This is a genomic window from Ruegeria sp. SCSIO 43209 (genome assembly GCF_019904295.1).
GTDB lineage: Bacteria > Pseudomonadota > Alphaproteobacteria > Rhodobacterales > Rhodobacteraceae > Ruegeria.
The window spans coordinates 1,292,033-1,310,825 of record NZ_CP065359.1 but is presented as its reverse complement, the minus strand read 5'-3'; the positions used below and the strand labels follow the sequence as shown (position 1 = coordinate 1,310,825).

The following is an 18,793-nucleotide window of genomic DNA, read 5'->3' as shown; positions in this document are numbered from 1 at the left end:
CGTTAATCCAGATCGATCTTTCCCGGCGCTATACTCTGTTTCCGCAGAGACGCTGCAGCTATGCCTTGCAGCAATAGTGCTTCGCCATGATTGATATCGACAGGCTTGCGCGCGCGCAGCTCTTCAATACGCTGGTCAAGCGTTGTTTTACGAGCCGCCGTCAGCGGCTTTGCGAGGGTTGCGGTGCGATCCGGCATACATCACCTGTAGCAATCCGAGTGCTTATACCGGTTGGCTAACCGCAGAATGCGCCGTGAAGATGGCGCAAATCTGCCAGTTCCATGCCAGTTATCTCCCGAGTTCCTGCGCCAGTTGCATTAAGTTTGGATCATCGGGAAGAACTAACAAGGCCTCGTCCAATGTCGCCAACGCAGCCTGAACACCGCGATTGATGTGGGCAAGTTGAACCAGCATCGGCCAAGCCTCAACGCGCTGCGGGTCGAGCGTTACAACCTCGCGGAATGCACGTTCTGCAGCCGGCGCGTTTCTGAGCGTAAGCGCCCAACCACCCAACACCAAATGGGTCTCAGGAAAGTCCAAACGATTGGAAATGCTACGTTGCCAATCCGCCATGCCCTGCTGCGCGCTTGCGCGTTGGTCTTGCGTCATGGCCTGCGCTGGGATCGATAAGAACTCTTTCGCAGCCGAGATGCGTACATTGCGCATGGGGTCGGATAACAACGGCTCTAACCGCGAAGCGCGCAACTGGGCAGGAACCTGACGCTGCAGTACCGGTCCATTGGCCCGTATCAGTGGGTCCGGATCAGCCAGCAACGGTGCCAGACGCTCGGCAAGATCAGGCGTTGCAAAAGGTTGCAACAAATACAGAGCGGTTGCGCGAACGATACCTGCCTGCCCTTCATCCAGAGCGATCGCGACCAGCGTTTCAGGGTCGTCCAATTGACCACTGCCTGCTGCTGCAAATGTCGTGCCATAATGCGCCACTCTATAGGATGATTCCGGGAACCAGAGTTCAATCTGCTGCGCCGCCCAAGACTGATCTTCATCCGCATGGCAATCGGTGCAGGCATCAGTTCCGAGCCCCAGATCAGGGCGGGGAATGCGGAAGCTGTGATCGCGCCTGCCATCTACCCCCATATAGACACGCTCGATCATGTGGCAGTTCTTGCATTGGGCACCCGCAGAATTTTCAGCATGTTGGTGATGCGCGGGCGTGTCATAGTCGGCTTTCCGAAGGGTCGGGAAATCCGGGTTGCCAGCGGGGGAGTGGCATTGGGTACACAACCCATTACCCTCGGCTTTTACCTCAGCCCGGTGCGGATCATGGCAATTCATACAACCCACCCCTTCTGCATACATGCGCGACTGCAGGAATGAGCCATAAACATAGACCTCGTCCAAAATCTGGCCATCTGGGTGATACAAACCCGGTCGCAGCAACGCCAGGTTATAGGCGTCGTGATACGGCTTGCCGGGAAGCGGATTACCATCTTCCAACGCCTCGCGCCGGGAATGACAGCCGGCGCATTGCTGAATTTCCGCTTCTGTCTGCCCCCTGCCCCATGTCGTAGAGAATCCGAACTCGCTCAAACCGTCTTGCAACACTTTTCCGGTCGTCCACTCCAAATGCGCAGAACCCGGCCCGTGGCAAGCCTCGCACCCGACACCAATTTCGACCTGTGTCGAGGCATAGCGCCTTTCCTCAGAGTCGTAGTTCTTCACATAACCGGTCGCGTGACACTCGGCACAGCGGGCGTTCCAGCTTTTGTACGGACCGGTCCAGTGCAGCCCATCATTCGGAGGCAGATCCTGATCTGGATAAAGGTGAAACCAACGGCCCTTTTCGACGTCCCAAACAACGTCGAAACTCTGCAACCGGCCGGGTTCGGTTTCGAAAAGATATTGCTGTAGCGGCGCGATACCAACCACTGAATGTACCGGATAGGTCGTTGTAACGCCGTCTTTTTCGGTGACCTGCGCCGTAAGAGCTCCATCTTGATCCGCAAAGGCCACGCTCATTCCATCATGCGAGAATCGTGTTCCATCGAAATCAGCCTGAACATGGCCGTCCTCCACCTCGGTCCAGGCAAGCGCATGGTATGAGCTTTCCCAGGCTTCGGTTTCTTCCTTATGACAATCCGAGCACGCGTCTGATCCAACATAGTCCTGCGCCTGCGACTGCTGCGCGGTCGCCCAAAGGATCGCGGTCATCACGATAGCGCGGAGATACATCATTGCCCCTCTTCGTTTTGCAAATCGATCAGCGCGCCGTTGTATTCAGCCCCGAGGATCAGCATGGCCGAGCATAAGTACAGGAAAATCAGCGCTGCCATTGCCCCTGCAAGCCCGGCATACGTCGCGCTATAGGTCGCAAACTTGGCGATGTAGATTGAAAAGCCCCATCCACCTGCAGCCCACAAAGCCAATGTCAGGATTACGCCCGGCAAGATTTGTAGTAGGCTGTGCCGTCGGGTGGGCAAGATCAGATGAGCCAAAAGAACGGTGCCAGCGGGGACAGCCACGGTAAAGGTCCATCGCAGACGATCCACCGACAGCCAGTTGTCCACATCCACTGCCGTCTTTTCCGAAACCAAACGGGTATAGACCGGCAGAACGACTTCGACCGCCGCGATGGCCAGAATGGCAGCACCGCCGATTATGACCAGCACAAAGCACAGCAGTCGGATCTTCCAGAACGGCCAATTGTCCGTGTCGTGATAGGCCTGCGCCATCGCCTTTCGCACAGCGGCGACTCCGTTTGAGGCAAAGTAGATCGCCAACAAGCCACCCAAAGTGATCACGCCCGAGCCCGCACCGGCCAGAACAGCACGCAGTTCTGAAACGATGGGATCGGCCACATCTTTGGGCCAGGCGCCAAATATCAGTTCGATCAGTTCATCGGTCACATAGCCCTGTGACAAGGCCCCTGCCAACGCGACCGTGAATAGAACGAATGGAAACAGGGCCATCATCAACGACATGGCGACGTGGCTGCTCATGACGAAGCCGTTTTTGTCATTAAATCGGCGCACAGCAAGCCAGAGCGCACGCAGGAATTGGCCGAACGAGGGAATCAAAACAGTTGGCATTGCGCTAGCCTAGCCTGCCTTTTCCTTTGGCAGAACCGCCAATCGGATCAGGCCACCGATTTCATGCGTATAACCTTCTGTATGGATTGCATAAACCCGCCAGCCTGTGCAGGATCAATCAAAACGCATCCATGCAGCACTCAGACCAAGGCCATCTTATGACCTCTGACCCAGAAAACAGCCCTTCCCGTGCGCGTCCGCAACTGAGCGTATTGCGGGATGTAGCGATCGTGGCCACGCTAATGGTGCTTGGCCTCTATGCAGGGGCAAACTTTCTGGTGCCGTTGACCATGGCGTTACTGGTCAACGTGCTGATCCTGGCCCTTAGCGACCGGGTCATTGCAGTGACGCGGGTGCCAATCTGGTTGGCGAATGTCGCGGGAGTAACAGTTGTATTGGCCGGTTTGTTCATGATCATGTACATTCTGGGCAGTCAGGCCACGCAATTTGCACGCTCGATCAACACCTACGAAAGCCAGTTTGACGGGGCTGTTCATAGAATTACCGGGTTGGTCGGCAACGATGTCACAAGTTTTATCCGAGACAATCTGGTCAGCATCGATATGTCCTATGTCGCTCGGATATTGCTGGGCAGCGCCACATCACTGCTTAACCAGTTCTTCCTAATCAGCCTCTATGTCGCCTTTCTGATGGCCGAGCGGTTGGCCTTTCGCAAGAAAATCCAGCTTGCCGCCGGCAACCCACGGCTGGGGGCTGACCTGGCCTTGGTTCTGGATGCGATTTCGTACAGCCTGCAGCGATACGTCGGCGTGAAAACATTTATCAGTCTGATCACCGCCACCATCAGCTACGCCGTATTCAAAGCGCTGGGTCTGGAATATGCTGAAACCTGGGCCGTGCTGACTTTCGCCCTGAATTTCATCCCGTCAATCGGTTCGATCATCGCCGTCATCTTTCCCGCAATGATCGCTCTGGTTCAGTTTGAGACGATCGGGCCATTTCTCGTGATCGTTCTGGGGTGCGGCACACTACAGTTTCTAATCGGCAACTTTCTGGATCCGGCTATGCTGGGCCGATCGCTGAACATGTCGACCTTCCTAGTGATTTTGGCATTAACTTTCTGGACTACGGTCTGGGGTCTGATCGGAGCGTTCCTGAGTGTGCCTTTGACCGTCTGCATCCTGATCATCTTCAGCCACATCCCCGCGCTGCGCCCTGTCGCGATCTTGATGTCTTTGGATGGAAGGCTCGGTGAGGATGATCACTCGTCAACAGAACATTCGGCTTGAACGTCCGTCAACTTTGACAGCTAGCGACGAGGGCGCGTCGATCTTTCAACCTCAGCCGACCATACCCGCCTTCGATCAAGTCCAATTCGATAAGCCTGTGTAATGCTCGGTGAAGCGTTGGCGCAGAGACTGCAATCATAGCCGCCAGCTCTTCCTGCGAAACCGGTATCCAACCCTCTGCATCGGATGTCACCTCATCCAGATGCAGCAGCCTCAAAACCAGCCGTTTCTCGGTGCCGGTCACCGCAAGATTGGCTACGATACGCAGGGCTTTTTGCATGTTTTCATGACTCAAAGCGTAGAAATCCCGAACAAAGTCAGGAGAATCCTGCACTAAGCGTTCTAGCCGCGAGGCCGGAAAGAAAAGCGTCTCGGTTGGCCGAGTCGCTACCACGCTGATCAGCCGATGTGCAGTCGCAAACAACGCGAGATCGCCGATCCAAAAGCCACGTCCCTCTTGGTGTATGACAAATTCCTGACCGTCATCTGCGGGGACGGTGATCTTAACACTACCATCCAATACAGCGTGGATCCCGTTGGCGGGATCACCCTGGACAAACAAAGCTTCGTCAGCACCGTAAGTTCGGCGCACGGCACTGCGTAACAGTGCATCCTGAAAGGCGGGAGATCTGGTTTTGAACCAGGAACTTTCCTGCAGCGCGTCTAGATCAGTTTCAATTAATGCCATCTATATATTTAAACTTCATCATATGATAAATTTCAATCAGGCTCACTGGCCTACATTACTTACACACGAATCCCGCAATCTGGCTATTTTCGCGGGATATCCAATGCTTAAGGACTGCAACTAATCCTATTCTGGACTCAAGTCTCAGATAGTTCACAGGGACAAATTGTCCACAAGTTCAGGAGTAAAACATGTTAACTACAACCCGGTTCTTGGAAAGCTGGCGTATCGGACTGCGCCGTACCGCAGCAGCGTCGATTGCGGTTCTGGTCGCACTGCCCGCATGGGCGCAGGATCAAAAACCCAACATTTTGGTCATTTGGGGCGATGACATCGGCCAATCCAACATTTCGGCCTACACAATGGGCCTTATGGGATACCAGACCCCCAATATCGACAGGGTCGCCGATGAAGGCATGATCTTCACCGATTATTATGGCGAGCAATCCTGCACAGCTGGCCGCTCATCTTACATCATGGGCCAATCGGTGTTCCGGACTGGACTGTCCAAGGTTGGCTTGCCTGGCGCTAAAGAAGGGATGCAGATCGAAGACCCCACGATTGCGGGGTTGCTTAAGGATCATGGGTACGTGACCGGCCAGTTTGGCAAGAACCACCTGGGCGACCGGGATGAGCATCTGCCGACAAATCACGGATTTGATGAGTTTTTTGGGAATCTCTATCACCTCAATGCCGAAGAAGAACCCGAGCATGAAGATTATCCCGGGGACGCGGTTCTGCCCGACGGGCGCACGTTCCGCGAGGCCTATGGTCCGCGCGGTGTGATCAAGTCCAGCGCAGGCGGCCCCATCGAAGACACCGGTCCACTGACACGCAAACGCATGGAAACGGTGGATCAGGAAACCCTGGAAGCTGCCGTTGAGTTCATTCGTGAGGCCAACCAGAACGGCACACCATTCTATGTCTGGTGGAATGGCACACGCATGCATTTCCGCACCCATGTCGGGGAAGAAATGCGCGAAACAGCCAACGAAATCCTAGGTAGTCCGGCCGATGAATACACGGCGGGCATGATCGAACATGACATTCAGGTCGGCCAACTGCTTGATCTGCTGGACGAACTCGGCATCGCCGACAACACTATCGTTCATTATTCCACCGATAACGGCCCGCATTACAACACTTGGCCGGATGCCGCTTCGACACCGTTCTGGGGCGAAAAGAATACCAACTGGGAAGGCGGCTGGCGCGTACCATCCATGGTGCGTTGGCCCGGTAAGATCGAAGCGGGTTCGATCTCGAACGAAATCGTGCATCACATGGATTGGCTGCCCACCTATCTGGCGGTCGCTGGCGACCCCGAAATCAAGGAAAAGCTGAAAGCCGGCTATTCCTCACCTGCCATGGGTCGCGACTACAAAGTGCATCTGGATGGCTACAACATCTTGCCACTGCTGACCGGTGAGACCACTGAAAGCCCCCGCCGAGAAATCTTTTATTTCACGGATGACGGCGACCTGTCCGCTTTGCGTTTTGACGACTGGAAGCTGATCTTTTTGGAGCAAAAAGCATGGGCCACCCTGCGCGCATGGATGGAACCATTCACGGAACTGCGCGTGCCGATCATCGTGAATTTGCGCCGCGACCCTTATGAGCGTGGATACCGTACATCCAACACATACTACGACTGGATGATCGACCGGGTGTATTTCCTAGTACCGGCGCAGCAATATGTGGCGAGTTTCCTGAGTACTTTCCAAGAATTCCCACCACGTCAGAAGGCGGCCAGCTTCAGCCTTGATCAGGTGATGCAGAAATTGGCCACACCAACTTCGAACTAGAAAACAAGACAGGGGCCGCCGTAAAGCGCGGCCCCTTTTTCCAGTATCAGAGGCTATTACATGAGATTTCTCAAACTCACGGCGTTTATAGCCACCGTCCCCCTTGTGGCGTTCGCAGACCCCCTGCCCAGCTGGACCGACTCGGCATCAAAACAGCAGATCATCGACTTTGTTGACGCGGTCAGCGACCCGGCGAATGAACTCTATGTCACTCCCGCCGACCGGATTGCGGTGTTTGACAATGACGGCACGCTCTGGGCTGAACAACCGGTCTATTTTCAGTTCATATTTGCCATGGACCAACTGGCAGAGCTTGCTAAACAAGACCCATCAATCTTATCGACCCCAGCGTTGAAAGCGGCTGCTGAGGGTGATCTGAAAACCATTCTGGAAGGCGGGCACGACGCTCTGATCGAAGTGGTCAACGCATCGCATTCCGGCAGCAGCGTTGAAGTATTTCAGGCGTCGGTGGCCGATTGGCTTAGTACTTCACGACATCCCGAGACCGATCTGCCCTACGACCAGATGACCTATCAGCCGATGGTCGAGCTGTTGCGCTACCTGCGGGATGAGGATTTCAAAACTTATATCGTTTCAGGCGGAGGCCTGCATTTCATGCGTGTCTTCGCCGAACAGGCCTATGGCATCCCGCCCGAACAGATTCTGGGCACCTATGGGGAAACAACTTATGACAGCGAAAACGGCACGCCCGTAATCAACAAGGCCCCCGGCATCGCCTTCATCGATGATAAAGAAGGCAAACCTATCAATATCGAGCGCACCATCGGCAAGCGTCCCATATTTGCCGGAGGAAACTCGGACGGGGATTTTGCCATGCTTGAATGGACCACCGCAGGCGACGGGCCACGGCTGGGCGTTTTGATCCATCACACTGATGCGGATCGCGAATGGGCCTACGACCGCGAAAGCCCGGTTGGACGGTTAGTCGATGGGTTGGACAAAGGCCCGGATATGGGATGGGTCATTGTTGATATGGCCAACGACTGGTCCCGCATCTACACTGGGGCAAACTAAGCAACCCGGATCGCTGCGCCCCGATGTGGACATTACTCGTCTCGTTTTTTCTGTTTTCACTCTATTGCGTAGCGGTCGTCTTTGCAGTTCGCGCTGCGCAGACTGCACGCACACCACAAGGAGCGGTTGGCTGGGTTGTGTTCCTGCTGTCGGCCCCGATGTTTGGCGTGCCGCTGTATCTATTCCTCGGTCACCATCGGTTCAGAGGATACCGGATCGCTCGGCAAGAAAGTGAGCGCGTCGTCGAAGGGATCAAGACCTTTGCCGATTTCTCGAAACCCGACCCTCAGACGATGCGAGTCAATCCTCGCGCGTTTGAAGCGTTGGCCCATTTGCCCGTCTCACGTGGTAATGGAGCCGAGCTGCTGATCGACGGCGAAGCTACGTTTGATGCCATTCTCGACGCCATAGATAAGGCCGAGAATTACGTTCTGATCCAGTTCTACATCGTCCGGGATGATGATCTTGGGCGAAGGGTGCGGGACCGGCTGATCGCCGCGGCCAAGCGTGGCGTACATGTTCGGTTCATGACCGACGCGGTGGGTAGCTATGGCCTGCCGTCCAGCTATTTTGAGACGCTGCGCCAGGCCGGTGTGGATGTTGCAGATCCCCGCGAACAACGCGGGCCCAATTTCCGGTTTCAACTGAACTATCGCAACCACCGAAAAACTGTGATCGTGGATGGCGATGTCGGCTTTATCGGTGGTCACAACATCGGCGTTGAATACTTGGGGCAAAGCCCTCGGTTCGGTCGCTGGCGGGACACGCATATCAAGATGACCGGCCACGTTGTACGGCAACTGCAATTGATTTTTACCGAGGATTGGCACTGGGCGCGCAACGAAGATCTGATCGACCAACTCGATTGGGCTGGAAATGAATCTGATCAGGACATGAATGCGCTGCTGGTGGCAACGGGCCCAGGCGACGAAACAGAAACCGGCGCAATGATGTTCTTTGCGGCCATTTCTGAGGCGAAAGATCGGCTTTGGATCGCCTCGCCCTATTTTGTGCCCGACATCGACATCATGACCGCGCTACAGCACGCGGCGTTGCGTGGTGTGGATGTACGAATACTCGTGCCGGATGTCATCGACCATCGTCTGCCCTGGCTGGCCGCTTTTGCCTATTTCGACGAAATTCGAGACTGTGGCGCTCGGGTGTTTCGCTATACCGACGGCTTCATGCATCAAAAAGCGTTTGTTGTAGACGATACCTTGGCCGCCGTTGGCACCACCAATCTGGATAACCGATCCTTCCGCCTGAACTTTGAGGCGATGGCCCTGTTCTTTGACCGTCGCGCAGCAGAGGCCGTCGCCGCAATGCTGGAAACCGATTTTGAGGCAAGTTACGAACTGACCCGCAATTTGCCCCAGCAACCGTTTCACATACGTTTTGGTGCGCCGCTTGCACGGTTGTTTGCACCGATCCTCTAGTTCAGGAACCGTTCTTCAAACACCCGCGTCATGAGGGCCACCAGGAACGCGGTCGACAGCCCAAAGGCCAGTAGGCCCGTGACCGATGCAAACGCTCCGAAGATGCGCAGCCCTTCGCCCAAGACGATGTCGCCGTAACCCAGCGTTGTGAACGTCACCAATGAGAAATAGAGGGCCGAGTTCCAATCCGGCAGCACATCGCCCCACACCCAAACAATCGCCCAGATCCAGACCTGAACCGTATGGGTCAGCACGATAAACACAAGTGCCACACTGATCGGGCCGGCGGTTGCAAGGATTGTGCTGCGCGTCTCCCATTTCGCGACCAGTTTGCGGATGACCAGAACGCACCATGTCAGCAGCATGATTTCGATCAGAAAACAAATACCCAGATAGAAGCTGCCCCAAATGATTTGTTGCGACAATGTCATGTAAACGGCCTTTGTTCTGATCGCTGAAAACTGTGCAAGCATGGGGGTTTCGCGCGTTGCCGACAACCCCATGCGATGCGTAAGGCTGCGGCGAATAGAACCGATCTCGGCTCTGGACACTGGCGCGCCGCGTTGCACATTGTGGCGGGACCAGATGAGAGTTTGCATGTTGCTATCAATTGATCACGTTCGAAAAGCCTATCCCGGTGGGCGACCTGTCCTGACCGATGTTTCATTGACGTTGGAACAGGGGCAGACCTTGGCGCTGACCGGAGAAAGTGGCAGTGGCAAAAGCACATTATTGCATCTGGTGGCGGCGCTGGATGGGTTTGATGGCGGAGAGATTACTTTGGAAGGGCGCGCCATGTCGGCCCTGAATGATGCGGAACGCGCCGAATTGCGTCGCGGCACCTTGTCTCTGGTCTTTCAGCAGTTCAACCTGATCCCGTCGCTGACCGTTGCCCAGAACCTCTCGATCCATGCGCGACTTGCGGGTCGGAACGACCCGGATTGGGTTGTCCACCTGACCGAGCGCCTTGGCCTGAGAGAACTGCAAGACCGCTACCCCGAGAACCTTTCGGGCGGACAGCAGCAGCGGGTTGCCATCGGACGCGCCATGGCGATCCGACCACGATTGCTGCTAGCGGATGAGCCGACGGGCAATCTGGACGAAACAGCAAGTGCGGTGGTGCTAGACCTGATGCTTTCATTGGTAGCCGATACCGGCGCTGCGCTCCTGCTGGTCACCCACTCGAATGACATCGCCAGCCGTCTCGACCGGCGTGCCCACCTGACGGGCGGGCATATCGCATGACACGCGCTGCGGTCCTGGCGTTGGTGTCCCATTGGCGGATGCACCCATTGCAATTGATGACGCTTCTGACGGGTATCGCGCTGGCAACTTGTCTGTGGTCGGCCGTGCAAGCCATCAATGCCGAAGCGCGCGCCAGCTATGAACGCGCCAACGCCCAGCTTGCCATCGGACAATTCGACGAACTGCGCGCCTCCGGTTCCACGATCCCTCTTTCCCGCTACGCCGAGCTCAGGCGCGCAGGCTGGCAAGTGGCGGCCGTCTTAGAAGGCACGCTGCGCATCAAGGGCCGTTCCGTACGTCTGATGGGGGTGGATTTGGTGGCCTACCCTGTCCTGCCCGCGATCACCCAGATCGAGCAAGGCGCGGATGCCCCCGACCCAGCTGATATGCTGACAGCTCCGGGGCGGCTGCTGATGTCACCCGCCCTGGCCCCGCTGTTTCAATATAGTGACGACTTCCCACCGGTACTTTCCAGCACCGCGCTGCCAGCTGATCTGGTGCTCACCGATATTGGAGTGGCCGAGCGTCTTCTGAACCGTCCCGGTCAGATTTCCCGTCTGGTGATCTTGCCCAATCAGCCCCGTGGGGTCCCATCTCTGTCAGAACTTGCGCCTGAACTTCAACGCATTAGCCCCTCGGCCCAGTTGGATACCGCGCAGCTTACCGACAGCTTTCACCTGAACCTCTCAGCCTTCGGCTTGCTGTCTTTCGCCGTCGGCCTGTTCATCGTTCACGGAACGGTCGGCCTCGCCTTCGCGCAGAGGCGTGGCACTATCCGTACATTAAGGGCGTTGGGCCTTCCCATGCGGGGCCTGATCTGGATCGTTCTGGGTGAATTGCTTCTCTTGGCCCTGATCGGTGGCCTGTTCGGGTTAATTCTGGGGTATTTTCTGGCTGGAGCCTTGTTGCCTGATGTCGCCGCCACGTTGCGCGGCCTCTACGGGGCAACAATCGACGGGCAGATGTCATTACGCCCCCAATGGGTCGCCGCGGGTCTTGCGATGGCAATAGGCGGCACGTTGGCGGCCAGTGGCCACGCTCTTTGGCGACTTTCGCGCATGCCCATCCTCGCAGGGCCGGGCTTACAAGCTTGGCGTGGCAGTAAAGCCTCGGCCCAGATTACAGGCGCGTGTGGCCTAGCCCTGCTAGCAGTGGGCTTTATCGCATATTTCACAATCGGCGGACTTATCGCAGGGTTTGCCTTGCTTGCCGGGATGCTGACCGGAGCGGCCTTGTTGCTGCCGCTCGCACTGTCAGGGATATTGACCTTGTGCCTGCGCCGGGCCCGCACGCCTGTTGGTCAATGGGTGCTCGCGGACATGCGGGCGCAATTGCCCGGTCTGTCACTTGCGCTGATGGCCTTGCTGCTGGCGCTCGCCGCGAATATCGGCGTGGGCACAATGGTTTCAAGCTTCCGCCTCACCTTTACGGGCTGGCTCGATCAACGGTTGACCTCCGAACTTTACGTGACCGCAGCCGACAATGCACAAGGCGCAGCCCTTATCAATTGGCTCGACCCAAGGGCGTCAGCTGTCCTACCCATTCGCAGCACCGAATTGCCGCACGAGACCGGGCCGTTGTTTCTGTACGGGATTGTTGATCACGATAGCTATCGCGACAACTGGCCACTGATCGCCAAGGATCCCGACGTCTGGGACAACGTCCTGTATCGCGGCGCCGTTCTGATCAACGAGCAACTCGCACGACGCGCGGATCTGTGGCCCGGAGATACCGTCGCGATCACACCCGAGCACAGCTTGCCGATTGCAGGTGTCTATTCCGATTACGGGAACCCGACAGGTCAGGCCATCGTCGCTATGCCGATGCTAGATCAGATTGCCCCGGATACGGATACACGCCGCTTCGGCATCCGCATCATACCGGATCAGGCCTCGGAGCTGGCACAGGCGTTGCGTGACCAATTTGACCTGCCTCCATCGGCAGTTGTGCAGCAGGCCGCTATGAAAGCGCAATCGATGGCTGTTTTTGAAAAAACTTTCGTCGTCACCTCAGCGCTGAATGTGCTGACACTGGGCGTTGCGGGGTTCGCGATACTCACCAGTTTACTGACATTGTGGACCCAGCGCCTGCCTCAGGTCGCACCGGTCTGGGCGCTGGGTCTAACGCGCGCGCAACTGGCCAAGCTAGAGCTTCTGCGCAGTGTCCTGCTTGCGGTGATGACCGCTTGTCTTGCCCTTCCATTAGGCCTTGTCTTGGCATGGGTGCTGCTGGCCGTGATCAACGTGCAGGCCTTCGGATGGCGCTTGCCCATGTATTTGTTCCCAACTGATTGGCTGAGCTTATTCCTGCTGACTTTGGTTGCCGCCGTGCTCGCAGCGGCCCTACCCGCATTACGACTGCTCCGCCTGCCACCTGCTGCGCTATTGAGGGTTTTTGCCAATGAAACTTAAAGCCTTCATTCTGTTCATCCTCCTTCCAATTACCGGTTGGGCGCAGGGTTATGCCGGTTTGGGCGGCAATGCGGATGGCTTTACGCGTCCTGAACCGGGCTACAGCTTTCAGTTTCCACAAGATCACGGCGCCCATCCGGATTATCGGATTGAATGGTGGTATCTGACGGCAAACCTCAAAGACGCAGAGGGTCGCGACTATGGCATACAATGGACCCTGTTCCGATCGGCCCTGAAACCGTCCGAGGCTGACGGCTGGCAAAACCCACAGATCTGGATGGGCCATGCCGCGCTCACAACGCCAGAAACACACTATTTCGCCGAACGACTCTCTCGCGGCGGTGTTGGACAGGCTGGCGTTACGGCCCAACCGTTTGAGGCATGGATCGATGAATGGCACATGCGCGGCGATGATTTGGAAACCCTGAGCCTGACAGCAAACGGATCAAACTTTGGATATGATTTGACTCTGAAGGCCCAAGGCCCATTGGTGTTTCACGGGGCCGAGGGGTATTCGGTGAAATCCGCCGATGGTCAGGCCAGCTATTACTATTCACAACCCTTCTACTCGGTCGAGGGCACGCTCCACCTGCCCAACGAAGATGTCGAAGTCGCCGGCCAGGGTTGGCTGGATCGCGAATGGTCTTCGCAACCCTTGGCCGAAGATCAAAGCGGCTGGGACTGGTTCTCGCTCAGCTTTGACGACGGTGACAAGCTGATGGCCTTCCGCCTACGCGGGGATCGAGGGGATTTCACGGCGGCTACGTGGATTGAGGCCGATGGGCAAACGACCCCCCTACCTGACGGCTCAGTCCTGCTAGAACCCCTTGAAACCGCCCGCGTGGCACAACGTGACGTTCCGATCAAATGGCAGGTGTCGTTGCCGGATCGCGGGATCGATGTTGAAGTCGATGCCATAAGCCCGAAAGCCTGGATGGGAACCCGGTTCGAATACTGGGAAGGCCCAATCACCATCACAGGCAGCCACACAGGGCGCGGATATCTTGAGATGACGGGGTATTGAAGCCGAACTTCAGCAATATATTCAGAGTTGCTGTGGTGCCCAAGGAGAGACTCGAACTCTCACGCCCGTGAAGGCGGGGGATTTTGAATCCCCTGCGTCTACCATTCCGCCACTTGGGCCACGAACACTGGATTAGCGCCCTACCGAGAGAAGGTCCAGAGGCAAAAAACAACCACTGCCCTGAATGTTTCATCGAAGGAGGTTGACGGTCAGTCGGGTGCATGGTTTGGCTTGCCGCAGCGGTTACCAGGATACTTATTCTTCATGTTGCGATCCCTTTATGACTGGACCATTCGTCTGGCCGAACATCCTCATGCGCTCTGGGCGCTGGCTGTTGTGGCTTTTGTCGAAAGTTCGTTTTTTCCGATCCCACCCGATGTTTTGATGATTCCCATGATCCTTGCGCGTCCGTCGCGGGCCTGGCTGATCGCGACGGTCGCCTTGGTTGCCTCGGTGCTGGGTGGGATATTGGGTTATGCAATTGGGGCATTCTTTTACGAAAGCCTTGGGCAGCCTGTTCTGGAAGCCATGGGCAAAGCCCACGCAATGGAAGAATTCAATACCCGCTTCAATGATTTCGGCTTCTGGGCCGTGCTGGCGGCTGGTGTGACGCCTTTCCCATATAAGGTCATCACCATCATGTCGGGCTGGACCGGGATGCCGATTGGGACGTTCATAGCCACCTCGATCCTGGCGCGCGCCTTGCGCTTCTTTCTTGTGGCCGGGCTGCTGTGGAAATTTGGGGAACCAATCCGTGACTTCATCGAAAAACGGTTGGGTTTGATGTTTACCCTATTCATTATCCTGCTGTTTGGCGGCTTTCTTGTGGTGAAATACTTATGACGCGCAAAAGACTTCTGGTTCTGGTTGCCGCATCCGGCTCGGCCGCGTTGCTACTTGGGGCTTGGGGCTTTCAGTACATTGGTGGGCTCGCGCCGTGCAAAATGTGCATCTGGCAGCGGTATCCTCATGGTGTCGCAGTGATTCTTGGTGCTCTAGCCTTTGCCTTCCCGGGCGTTCGCCCCCTGCCCCTACTAGGCGCTCTGGCGGCGGCCACAACGGCGGGAATAGGGTTTTACCATGCTGGGGTCGAGCAAGGCTGGTGGGAGGGCCCATCGACCTGCACATCTGGTGATATCCGCGGCCTGAGTGCAGAAGAGTTAATGGATCAGATCATGTCCGCCCCGCTCGTGCGTTGCGATGACATCCCGTGGGAAATGTTCGGGATTTCCATGGCGGGCTGGAATGGATTGATTTCGACGGGTCTGGCCCTGATCTGGATCGCAGCCTGGCGCGCGCGCTAGGGTTCATAGCTGATCCAGTTCGGCATCCCAGTAGAGGAAGTCGATCCAACTTTCGTGCAGATGGTTCGGGGGGAACTTCCGACCGATATTGCGCAAAGCCTCAGCATCCGGCTGACGCGGCGGTTTATTCAGAGACATTCTGGCCTGTCGCAGGGATTTTGAGCCCTTGCGCAGATTGCACGGGCTGCACGCTGCAACGACATTCTGCCAACTTGTGACCCCGCCCGAAGCGCGCGGTACAACATGATCAAAGGTCAGGTTTTCACGGCTGCCGCAGTACTGGCATTTGAATTCGTCCCGCAAAAACAAATTAAAGCGCGTGAAGGCCACGCGCTTTCTGGGTTTTACATAGTCTTTCAGGACAACGACCGAGGGTATTCGGATCTCGGTACTGGGACTGCGGACAACCTCGTCATATTCCGCAACAATATCCACCCTGTCCAGCCAGGCAGCTTTGATCGCCTCCTGCCACGGCCATAAAGACAACGGGTAGTAGGAAAGAGGTCTGTAATCGGCGTTCAAAACCAATGCCGGATGATGCTTGAGCGCACCGGTTTCCCTGACAAATTCGGTCCTGAAGTCTCCGTCCATAACAGAATCGCTCCTCGCTCTGTACTGCCCGTTTGTGACATCAGAGCGGGGAACACCCGCCCCGGCCTTAAGTTAACTATATATCGTGTTAAATCTCTGACAAGTGCCGAGTTCACACAACATCTCGGGTATTGGTTAGGCCGAATACGTAACAGATAAGTGACACTTATCCACAGGTTGCGCAGATGTGGTCTGCAAGCTATGGCGGGGCATGTCCTGGTTCATCCGTTTCAACAAACCTTACGATGTATTGCCGCAGTTCACCGACCGCGCCAATTCTGACTCGCCCCGCAGCACGCTCTCGGAATTCATCGACCTGCCCGGTGTCTATCCTGCGGGACGCTTGGACCGGGATAGCGAGGGTTTGATGCTGCTGACTGATAATGGGCGATTGCAGGCGCAGATATCAGACCCCAAGCACAAGATGCCTAAGACATACTGGGTTCAGGTCGAAGGCATTCCCGATACAGCGGCACTAAAGGCGTTGCGGGAAGGTGTTGAACTTAAGGATGGTTTGACGCGCCTCGCCAAGGCGCGGCTGATTGACGAACCCGAATGGCTGTGGCCACGCACCCCGCCGATCCGGGTTCGCCAAACGGTGCCCGACAGTTGGATTGAACTGACGATTAAAGAGGGCCGCAACCGTCAGGTTCGCCGGATGACAGCCGCAGTCGGGCACCCAACTCTGCGCCTGATCCGAGCCCGTGTTGGAGATTGGACTTTGGACGGCCTTGACCCCGGTCAGTGGGAAAGCCTGCCGATGCCAGCTGTTGACGCAGCACCGTCGCGCAAGCGGGACCGCCGCCCGCGCCGGTGACAAAAACTGCGTGATGTGATAGGCTTAGGGCATGAAGGTCACACCGGATATCCCTGCCCCGTCTGCCATCCTGGAAGCCGCGCTGTATGTCGACGATCTAGATGCGGCCGAGGATTTCTATGGTCAGATATTGGGGCTAGAGAAAATCCAGCGCGTCACCGACCGCCATGTGTTCTATCGAATCGGCGGGTCTGTCCTGTTGCTGTTCAATGCCAGCGAAACCGAGAAACCGCCAGGCAACCCCGATCTGCCGGTCCCACCGCATGGGGCGCGCGGTCCCAGCCATGTTTGCCTTGTCCTAACCCGAGATGAAATCACCGTGATGCGCAAGCATCTGTTGGACTGGAACATCCCTGTCGATGCCGAGTTCGACTGGCCCAACGGAGCCCGGTCGCTCTATGTACGAGACCCTGCAGGCAACTCGGTCGAATTCTCGGAAGGAAGGCTGTGGGAGTGATCGATCAGCGAAGCGGCTGCTTCTCGCCCCCGATCACACGGTAGATTTCGCTAGAGACAACGCCGACCTCACCAAGTGCCGCCTGAAAAGCAGTCATATGAGGGGTCGCGAAATGGGCCTCAAGCGCGGCCTGATCCTGCCATTCCTCATAGACCCGAAAGCGGGTCGCCTGACCCAGGATTTGACTGAATTCATAGATCAGGCATCCGGGTTCTTTCAGAGTTTCCGCAACCATTTCCTGCGCGGCAGCAATGGCTATCTCGACCGCTGCATCTGAAACTTCGACCACTCCTGTCACGATCAGCATCATGCTCTCCTTAGATCACCCCGCAAGTCAGAGGCTCAGCTTATCCCGCATGAAGGCCAGCGCAACACTCAAGCCATCCGGAGCAATCCCGTGGCCGGTGCCCTTCATTATATGGGCATAAACCTCTTTGAACCCGGCCGCCTGAAGTGCCTCAGCTGCTTCTGGCAACGATTGCGGCGGTACAACGTCATCAGCATCGCCATGCACCAGCAGGATTGGCATGCGACTTACGGTTTCGTCCGGCAGCAAATCAGGTTCCAGCAAACGGCCCGAGAACGCTACGATCCCCGCCACTGGGTCCTCGCGGCGCGGGGCTACATGTAAGCTCATCATCGTGCCCTGGCTGAAACCGAACAGCACTACCTGCTCTGGCAGGACATCCTCATCCACCATCAGCGCATCAAGGAACGCGTTGAAATCCTCAACTGCCATTTCCATACCCCGTCGGGCTTCCTCCTCGGATGAGCCATCAATCCACGGGATCGGGAACCACTGGAAACCGTTGGGCATACCGATGATCTGTTCAGGCGCGTCCGGAGCTACAAACAACGTATCCGGCAGATGCTCGCCCAACGGATCAGCCAGCCCCAAAAGATCGGCCCCGTTTGCACCATAACCATGCACAAACACCACGACCGAGCGTGTGTCGCCTGAAACCGGCTCTTTCTTGAGCGCGTTCAAAACCCGTGTCATCTGATCCCTTCTCTGTCTTTTGCGACCCGGTAATAGGCCCACAGCACCCGCGCCGCAACCGATCGCCACGGCGACCATGCTTCAGCCATCTGGCGTAACTCTTTGTCTTTTGGTCGTTCTGGCAATTCATAGAGGATGCGTGCAGCTTCCTGTAAGGCCAGATCGCCTGGTGCAATCACATCGGCGCGACCCAGTGAAAACATCGCATAAATCTCGGCGGTCCAGACACCGATTCCCGGTACCTCGGTCAGAATTGCGACCACTTCGTCATCTGGCGCATCACGCAACGCTTTGTAATCGATCCGCGCCTCAGCCAAGGCGCGGGCATAGCGAATTTTCTGACGGCTGAGACCCACAGCGCGCAGATCATCATCAGTGGCCCACATAATCTTGCGCGGACCGGTCAGTTTTGCGTCCTGCAGCCTCTTCCAGATTGCGTTTGCCGAGGCCACGCTGACCTGCTGACTGACAATCGCGCTGAGCAATTGGGCGAACCCGTCAGGCTTGCGCCTGAGTGGCAGGGGTCCGGTTTGCTCCATCGCATAAGCCATCCGGGGGCAGGCCTCAGCCAACCACTCGGCCCCTTCGGTAACGCAGTCCGGTGTTTCGATGATGCGTCCGACGGACATGCGCTCTCCGATAAGTGATCCTTGTCCGCACGTTAGGCGGATGTGCCGCATATG

General features: G+C 56.7%; 20 protein-coding genes and 1 tRNA gene. 11 read left to right on the top strand and 10 right to left on the bottom strand.

The annotated features are described in order from the left end of the window. Nucleotides 1-2 precede the first annotated feature (2 nt). From I5192_RS06595 to I5192_RS06585, 3 genes are all read right to left on the bottom strand, one after another. On the bottom strand, nucleotides 3-197 hold the full coding sequence (locus I5192_RS06595) for a hypothetical protein (protein WP_170393013.1): 195 nt from the start codon (nucleotides 195-197) through the stop codon (nucleotides 3-5). A 91-nt stretch (nucleotides 198-288) separates the two neighbouring features. Then, nucleotides 289-2,193, bottom strand: a complete 1,905-nt coding sequence (locus I5192_RS06590; RefSeq protein ID WP_223118275.1) for a cytochrome c3 family protein — start codon at nucleotides 2,191-2,193, stop codon at nucleotides 289-291. Next, complete coding sequence (locus tag I5192_RS06585) at nucleotides 2,193-3,050, bottom strand: YihY/virulence factor BrkB family protein (protein ID WP_223118022.1); 858 nt, start codon at nucleotides 3,048-3,050, stop codon at nucleotides 2,193-2,195. Before I5192_RS06585 ends, I5192_RS06590 begins: the two co-directional genes overlap by 1 nt. Nucleotides 3,051-3,208: 158 nt before the next feature. Between I5192_RS06585 and I5192_RS06580 the strand changes: the two genes are divergently transcribed. Next, nucleotides 3,209-4,300: an AI-2E family transporter gene (locus tag I5192_RS06580; protein WP_170421749.1), complete on the top strand. Its 1,092-nt coding sequence runs from the start codon at nucleotides 3,209-3,211 to the stop codon at nucleotides 4,298-4,300. A 7-nt stretch (nucleotides 4,301-4,307) separates the two neighbouring features. On the opposite strand, the gene I5192_RS06575 is transcribed toward I5192_RS06580, so the two are convergent. Then, entirely contained in the window at nucleotides 4,308-4,988 is a 681-nt protein-coding gene (locus tag I5192_RS06575) for a Crp/Fnr family transcriptional regulator (RefSeq protein WP_223118021.1), read from the bottom strand. A gap of 191 nt (nucleotides 4,989-5,179) precedes the next feature. Between I5192_RS06575 and I5192_RS06570 the strand changes: the two genes are divergently transcribed. Genes I5192_RS06570 through cls form a run of 3 tightly spaced genes read left to right on the top strand, consistent with a single transcriptional unit; the run spans nucleotide 5,180 to nucleotide 9,261 of the window. After that, nucleotides 5,180-6,790, top strand: coding sequence for an arylsulfatase (locus tag I5192_RS06570; protein WP_255612093.1), 1,611 nt, complete (start codon nucleotides 5,180-5,182; stop codon nucleotides 6,788-6,790). A 60-nt stretch (nucleotides 6,791-6,850) separates the two neighbouring features. After that, complete coding sequence (locus I5192_RS06565; protein ID WP_223118020.1) at nucleotides 6,851-7,825, top strand: HAD family phosphatase; 975 nt, start codon at nucleotides 6,851-6,853, stop codon at nucleotides 7,823-7,825. Between the two features lie 23 nt (nucleotides 7,826-7,848). After that, a complete protein-coding gene (gene cls / locus I5192_RS06560) occupies nucleotides 7,849-9,261 on the top strand; it encodes a cardiolipin synthase (RefSeq protein WP_223118019.1) in 1,413 nt (470 codons plus the stop codon). Here cls and I5192_RS06555 read toward each other — a convergent pair. Next, nucleotides 9,258-9,860 (bottom strand): potassium channel family protein, encoded by a 603-nt coding sequence (locus I5192_RS06555; RefSeq protein ID WP_370644421.1) that lies wholly within the window; start codon nucleotides 9,858-9,860, stop codon nucleotides 9,258-9,260. The two genes, cls and I5192_RS06555, sit on opposite strands and share 4 nt — an antisense overlap. Here I5192_RS06555 and I5192_RS06550 point away from each other — a divergent pair. From I5192_RS06550 to I5192_RS06540, 3 genes are read left to right on the top strand one after another with little or no spacing between them, the layout of a single operon-like run. After that, nucleotides 9,859-10,506: an ABC transporter ATP-binding protein gene (locus I5192_RS06550; protein ID WP_170776191.1), complete on the top strand. Its 648-nt coding sequence runs from the start codon at nucleotides 9,859-9,861 to the stop codon at nucleotides 10,504-10,506. The two genes, I5192_RS06555 and I5192_RS06550, sit on opposite strands and share 2 nt — an antisense overlap. After that, the gene (locus I5192_RS06545; RefSeq protein WP_223118018.1) at nucleotides 10,503-12,917 is read left to right on the top strand and encodes an FtsX-like permease family protein; all 2,415 of its coding nucleotides are present in this window, start codon (nucleotides 10,503-10,505) and stop codon (nucleotides 12,915-12,917) included. The genes I5192_RS06550 and I5192_RS06545 overlap by 4 nt, the downstream gene beginning before the upstream one ends. Continuing rightward, complete coding sequence (locus I5192_RS06540; RefSeq protein ID WP_223118017.1) at nucleotides 12,907-13,941, top strand: lipocalin-like domain-containing protein; 1,035 nt, start codon at nucleotides 12,907-12,909, stop codon at nucleotides 13,939-13,941. The genes I5192_RS06545 and I5192_RS06540 overlap by 11 nt, the downstream gene beginning before the upstream one ends. 33 nt (nucleotides 13,942-13,974) lie before the next feature. Here I5192_RS06540 and I5192_RS06535 read toward each other — a convergent pair. Next, nucleotides 13,975-14,060: transfer RNA gene (locus I5192_RS06535), tRNA-Leu, on the bottom strand. A gap of 145 nt (nucleotides 14,061-14,205) precedes the next feature. On the opposite strand from I5192_RS06535, the gene I5192_RS06530 reads away from it, so the two are divergent. Together I5192_RS06530 and I5192_RS06525 are read left to right on the top strand one after the other, a co-directional pair. Further along, entirely contained in the window at nucleotides 14,206-14,784 is a 579-nt protein-coding gene (locus I5192_RS06530; RefSeq protein WP_170393003.1) for a YqaA family protein, read from the top strand. Then, nucleotides 14,781-15,245, top strand: coding sequence for a disulfide bond formation protein B (locus I5192_RS06525; protein WP_223118016.1), 465 nt, complete (start codon nucleotides 14,781-14,783; stop codon nucleotides 15,243-15,245). The genes I5192_RS06530 and I5192_RS06525 overlap by 4 nt, the downstream gene beginning before the upstream one ends. A 3-nt stretch (nucleotides 15,246-15,248) precedes the next feature. Here the strand turns inward: I5192_RS06525 and I5192_RS06520 are convergent, their stop codons facing one another. Further along, nucleotides 15,249-15,836, bottom strand: a complete 588-nt coding sequence (locus I5192_RS06520; RefSeq protein ID WP_223118015.1) for an HNH endonuclease — start codon at nucleotides 15,834-15,836, stop codon at nucleotides 15,249-15,251. 211 nt (nucleotides 15,837-16,047) lie between these two features. On the opposite strand from I5192_RS06520, the gene I5192_RS06515 reads away from it, so the two are divergent. Together I5192_RS06515 and I5192_RS06510 are read left to right on the top strand one after the other, a co-directional pair. Next, on the top strand, nucleotides 16,048-16,653 hold the full coding sequence (locus I5192_RS06515) for an rRNA large subunit pseudouridine synthase E (RefSeq protein ID WP_223118014.1): 606 nt from the start codon (nucleotides 16,048-16,050) through the stop codon (nucleotides 16,651-16,653). Nucleotides 16,654-16,684: 31 nt separating this feature from the next. Next, on the top strand, nucleotides 16,685-17,110 hold the full coding sequence (locus I5192_RS06510; RefSeq protein WP_170405910.1) for a VOC family protein: 426 nt from the start codon (nucleotides 16,685-16,687) through the stop codon (nucleotides 17,108-17,110). A gap of 4 nt (nucleotides 17,111-17,114) precedes the next feature. On the opposite strand, the gene I5192_RS06505 is transcribed toward I5192_RS06510, so the two are convergent. The 3 genes from I5192_RS06505 to I5192_RS06495 are packed head-to-tail and all read right to left on the bottom strand — an operon-like array spanning nucleotide 17,115 to nucleotide 18,739. Beyond that, nucleotides 17,115-17,417 carry a putative quinol monooxygenase gene (locus tag I5192_RS06505; protein WP_170509753.1) on the bottom strand — a complete coding sequence of 101 codons (303 nt, stop codon included), beginning with the start codon at nucleotides 17,415-17,417 and terminating at the stop codon, nucleotides 17,115-17,117. A 27-nt stretch (nucleotides 17,418-17,444) separates the two neighbouring features. Next, on the bottom strand, nucleotides 17,445-18,110 hold the full coding sequence (locus tag I5192_RS06500; RefSeq protein WP_223118013.1) for an alpha/beta hydrolase: 666 nt from the start codon (nucleotides 18,108-18,110) through the stop codon (nucleotides 17,445-17,447). Further along, nucleotides 18,107-18,739 (bottom strand): DNA-3-methyladenine glycosylase, encoded by a 633-nt coding sequence (locus tag I5192_RS06495; RefSeq protein WP_170392996.1) that lies wholly within the window; start codon nucleotides 18,737-18,739, stop codon nucleotides 18,107-18,109. Before I5192_RS06495 ends, I5192_RS06500 begins: the two co-directional genes overlap by 4 nt. Nucleotides 18,740-18,793: the final 54 nt, after the last annotated feature.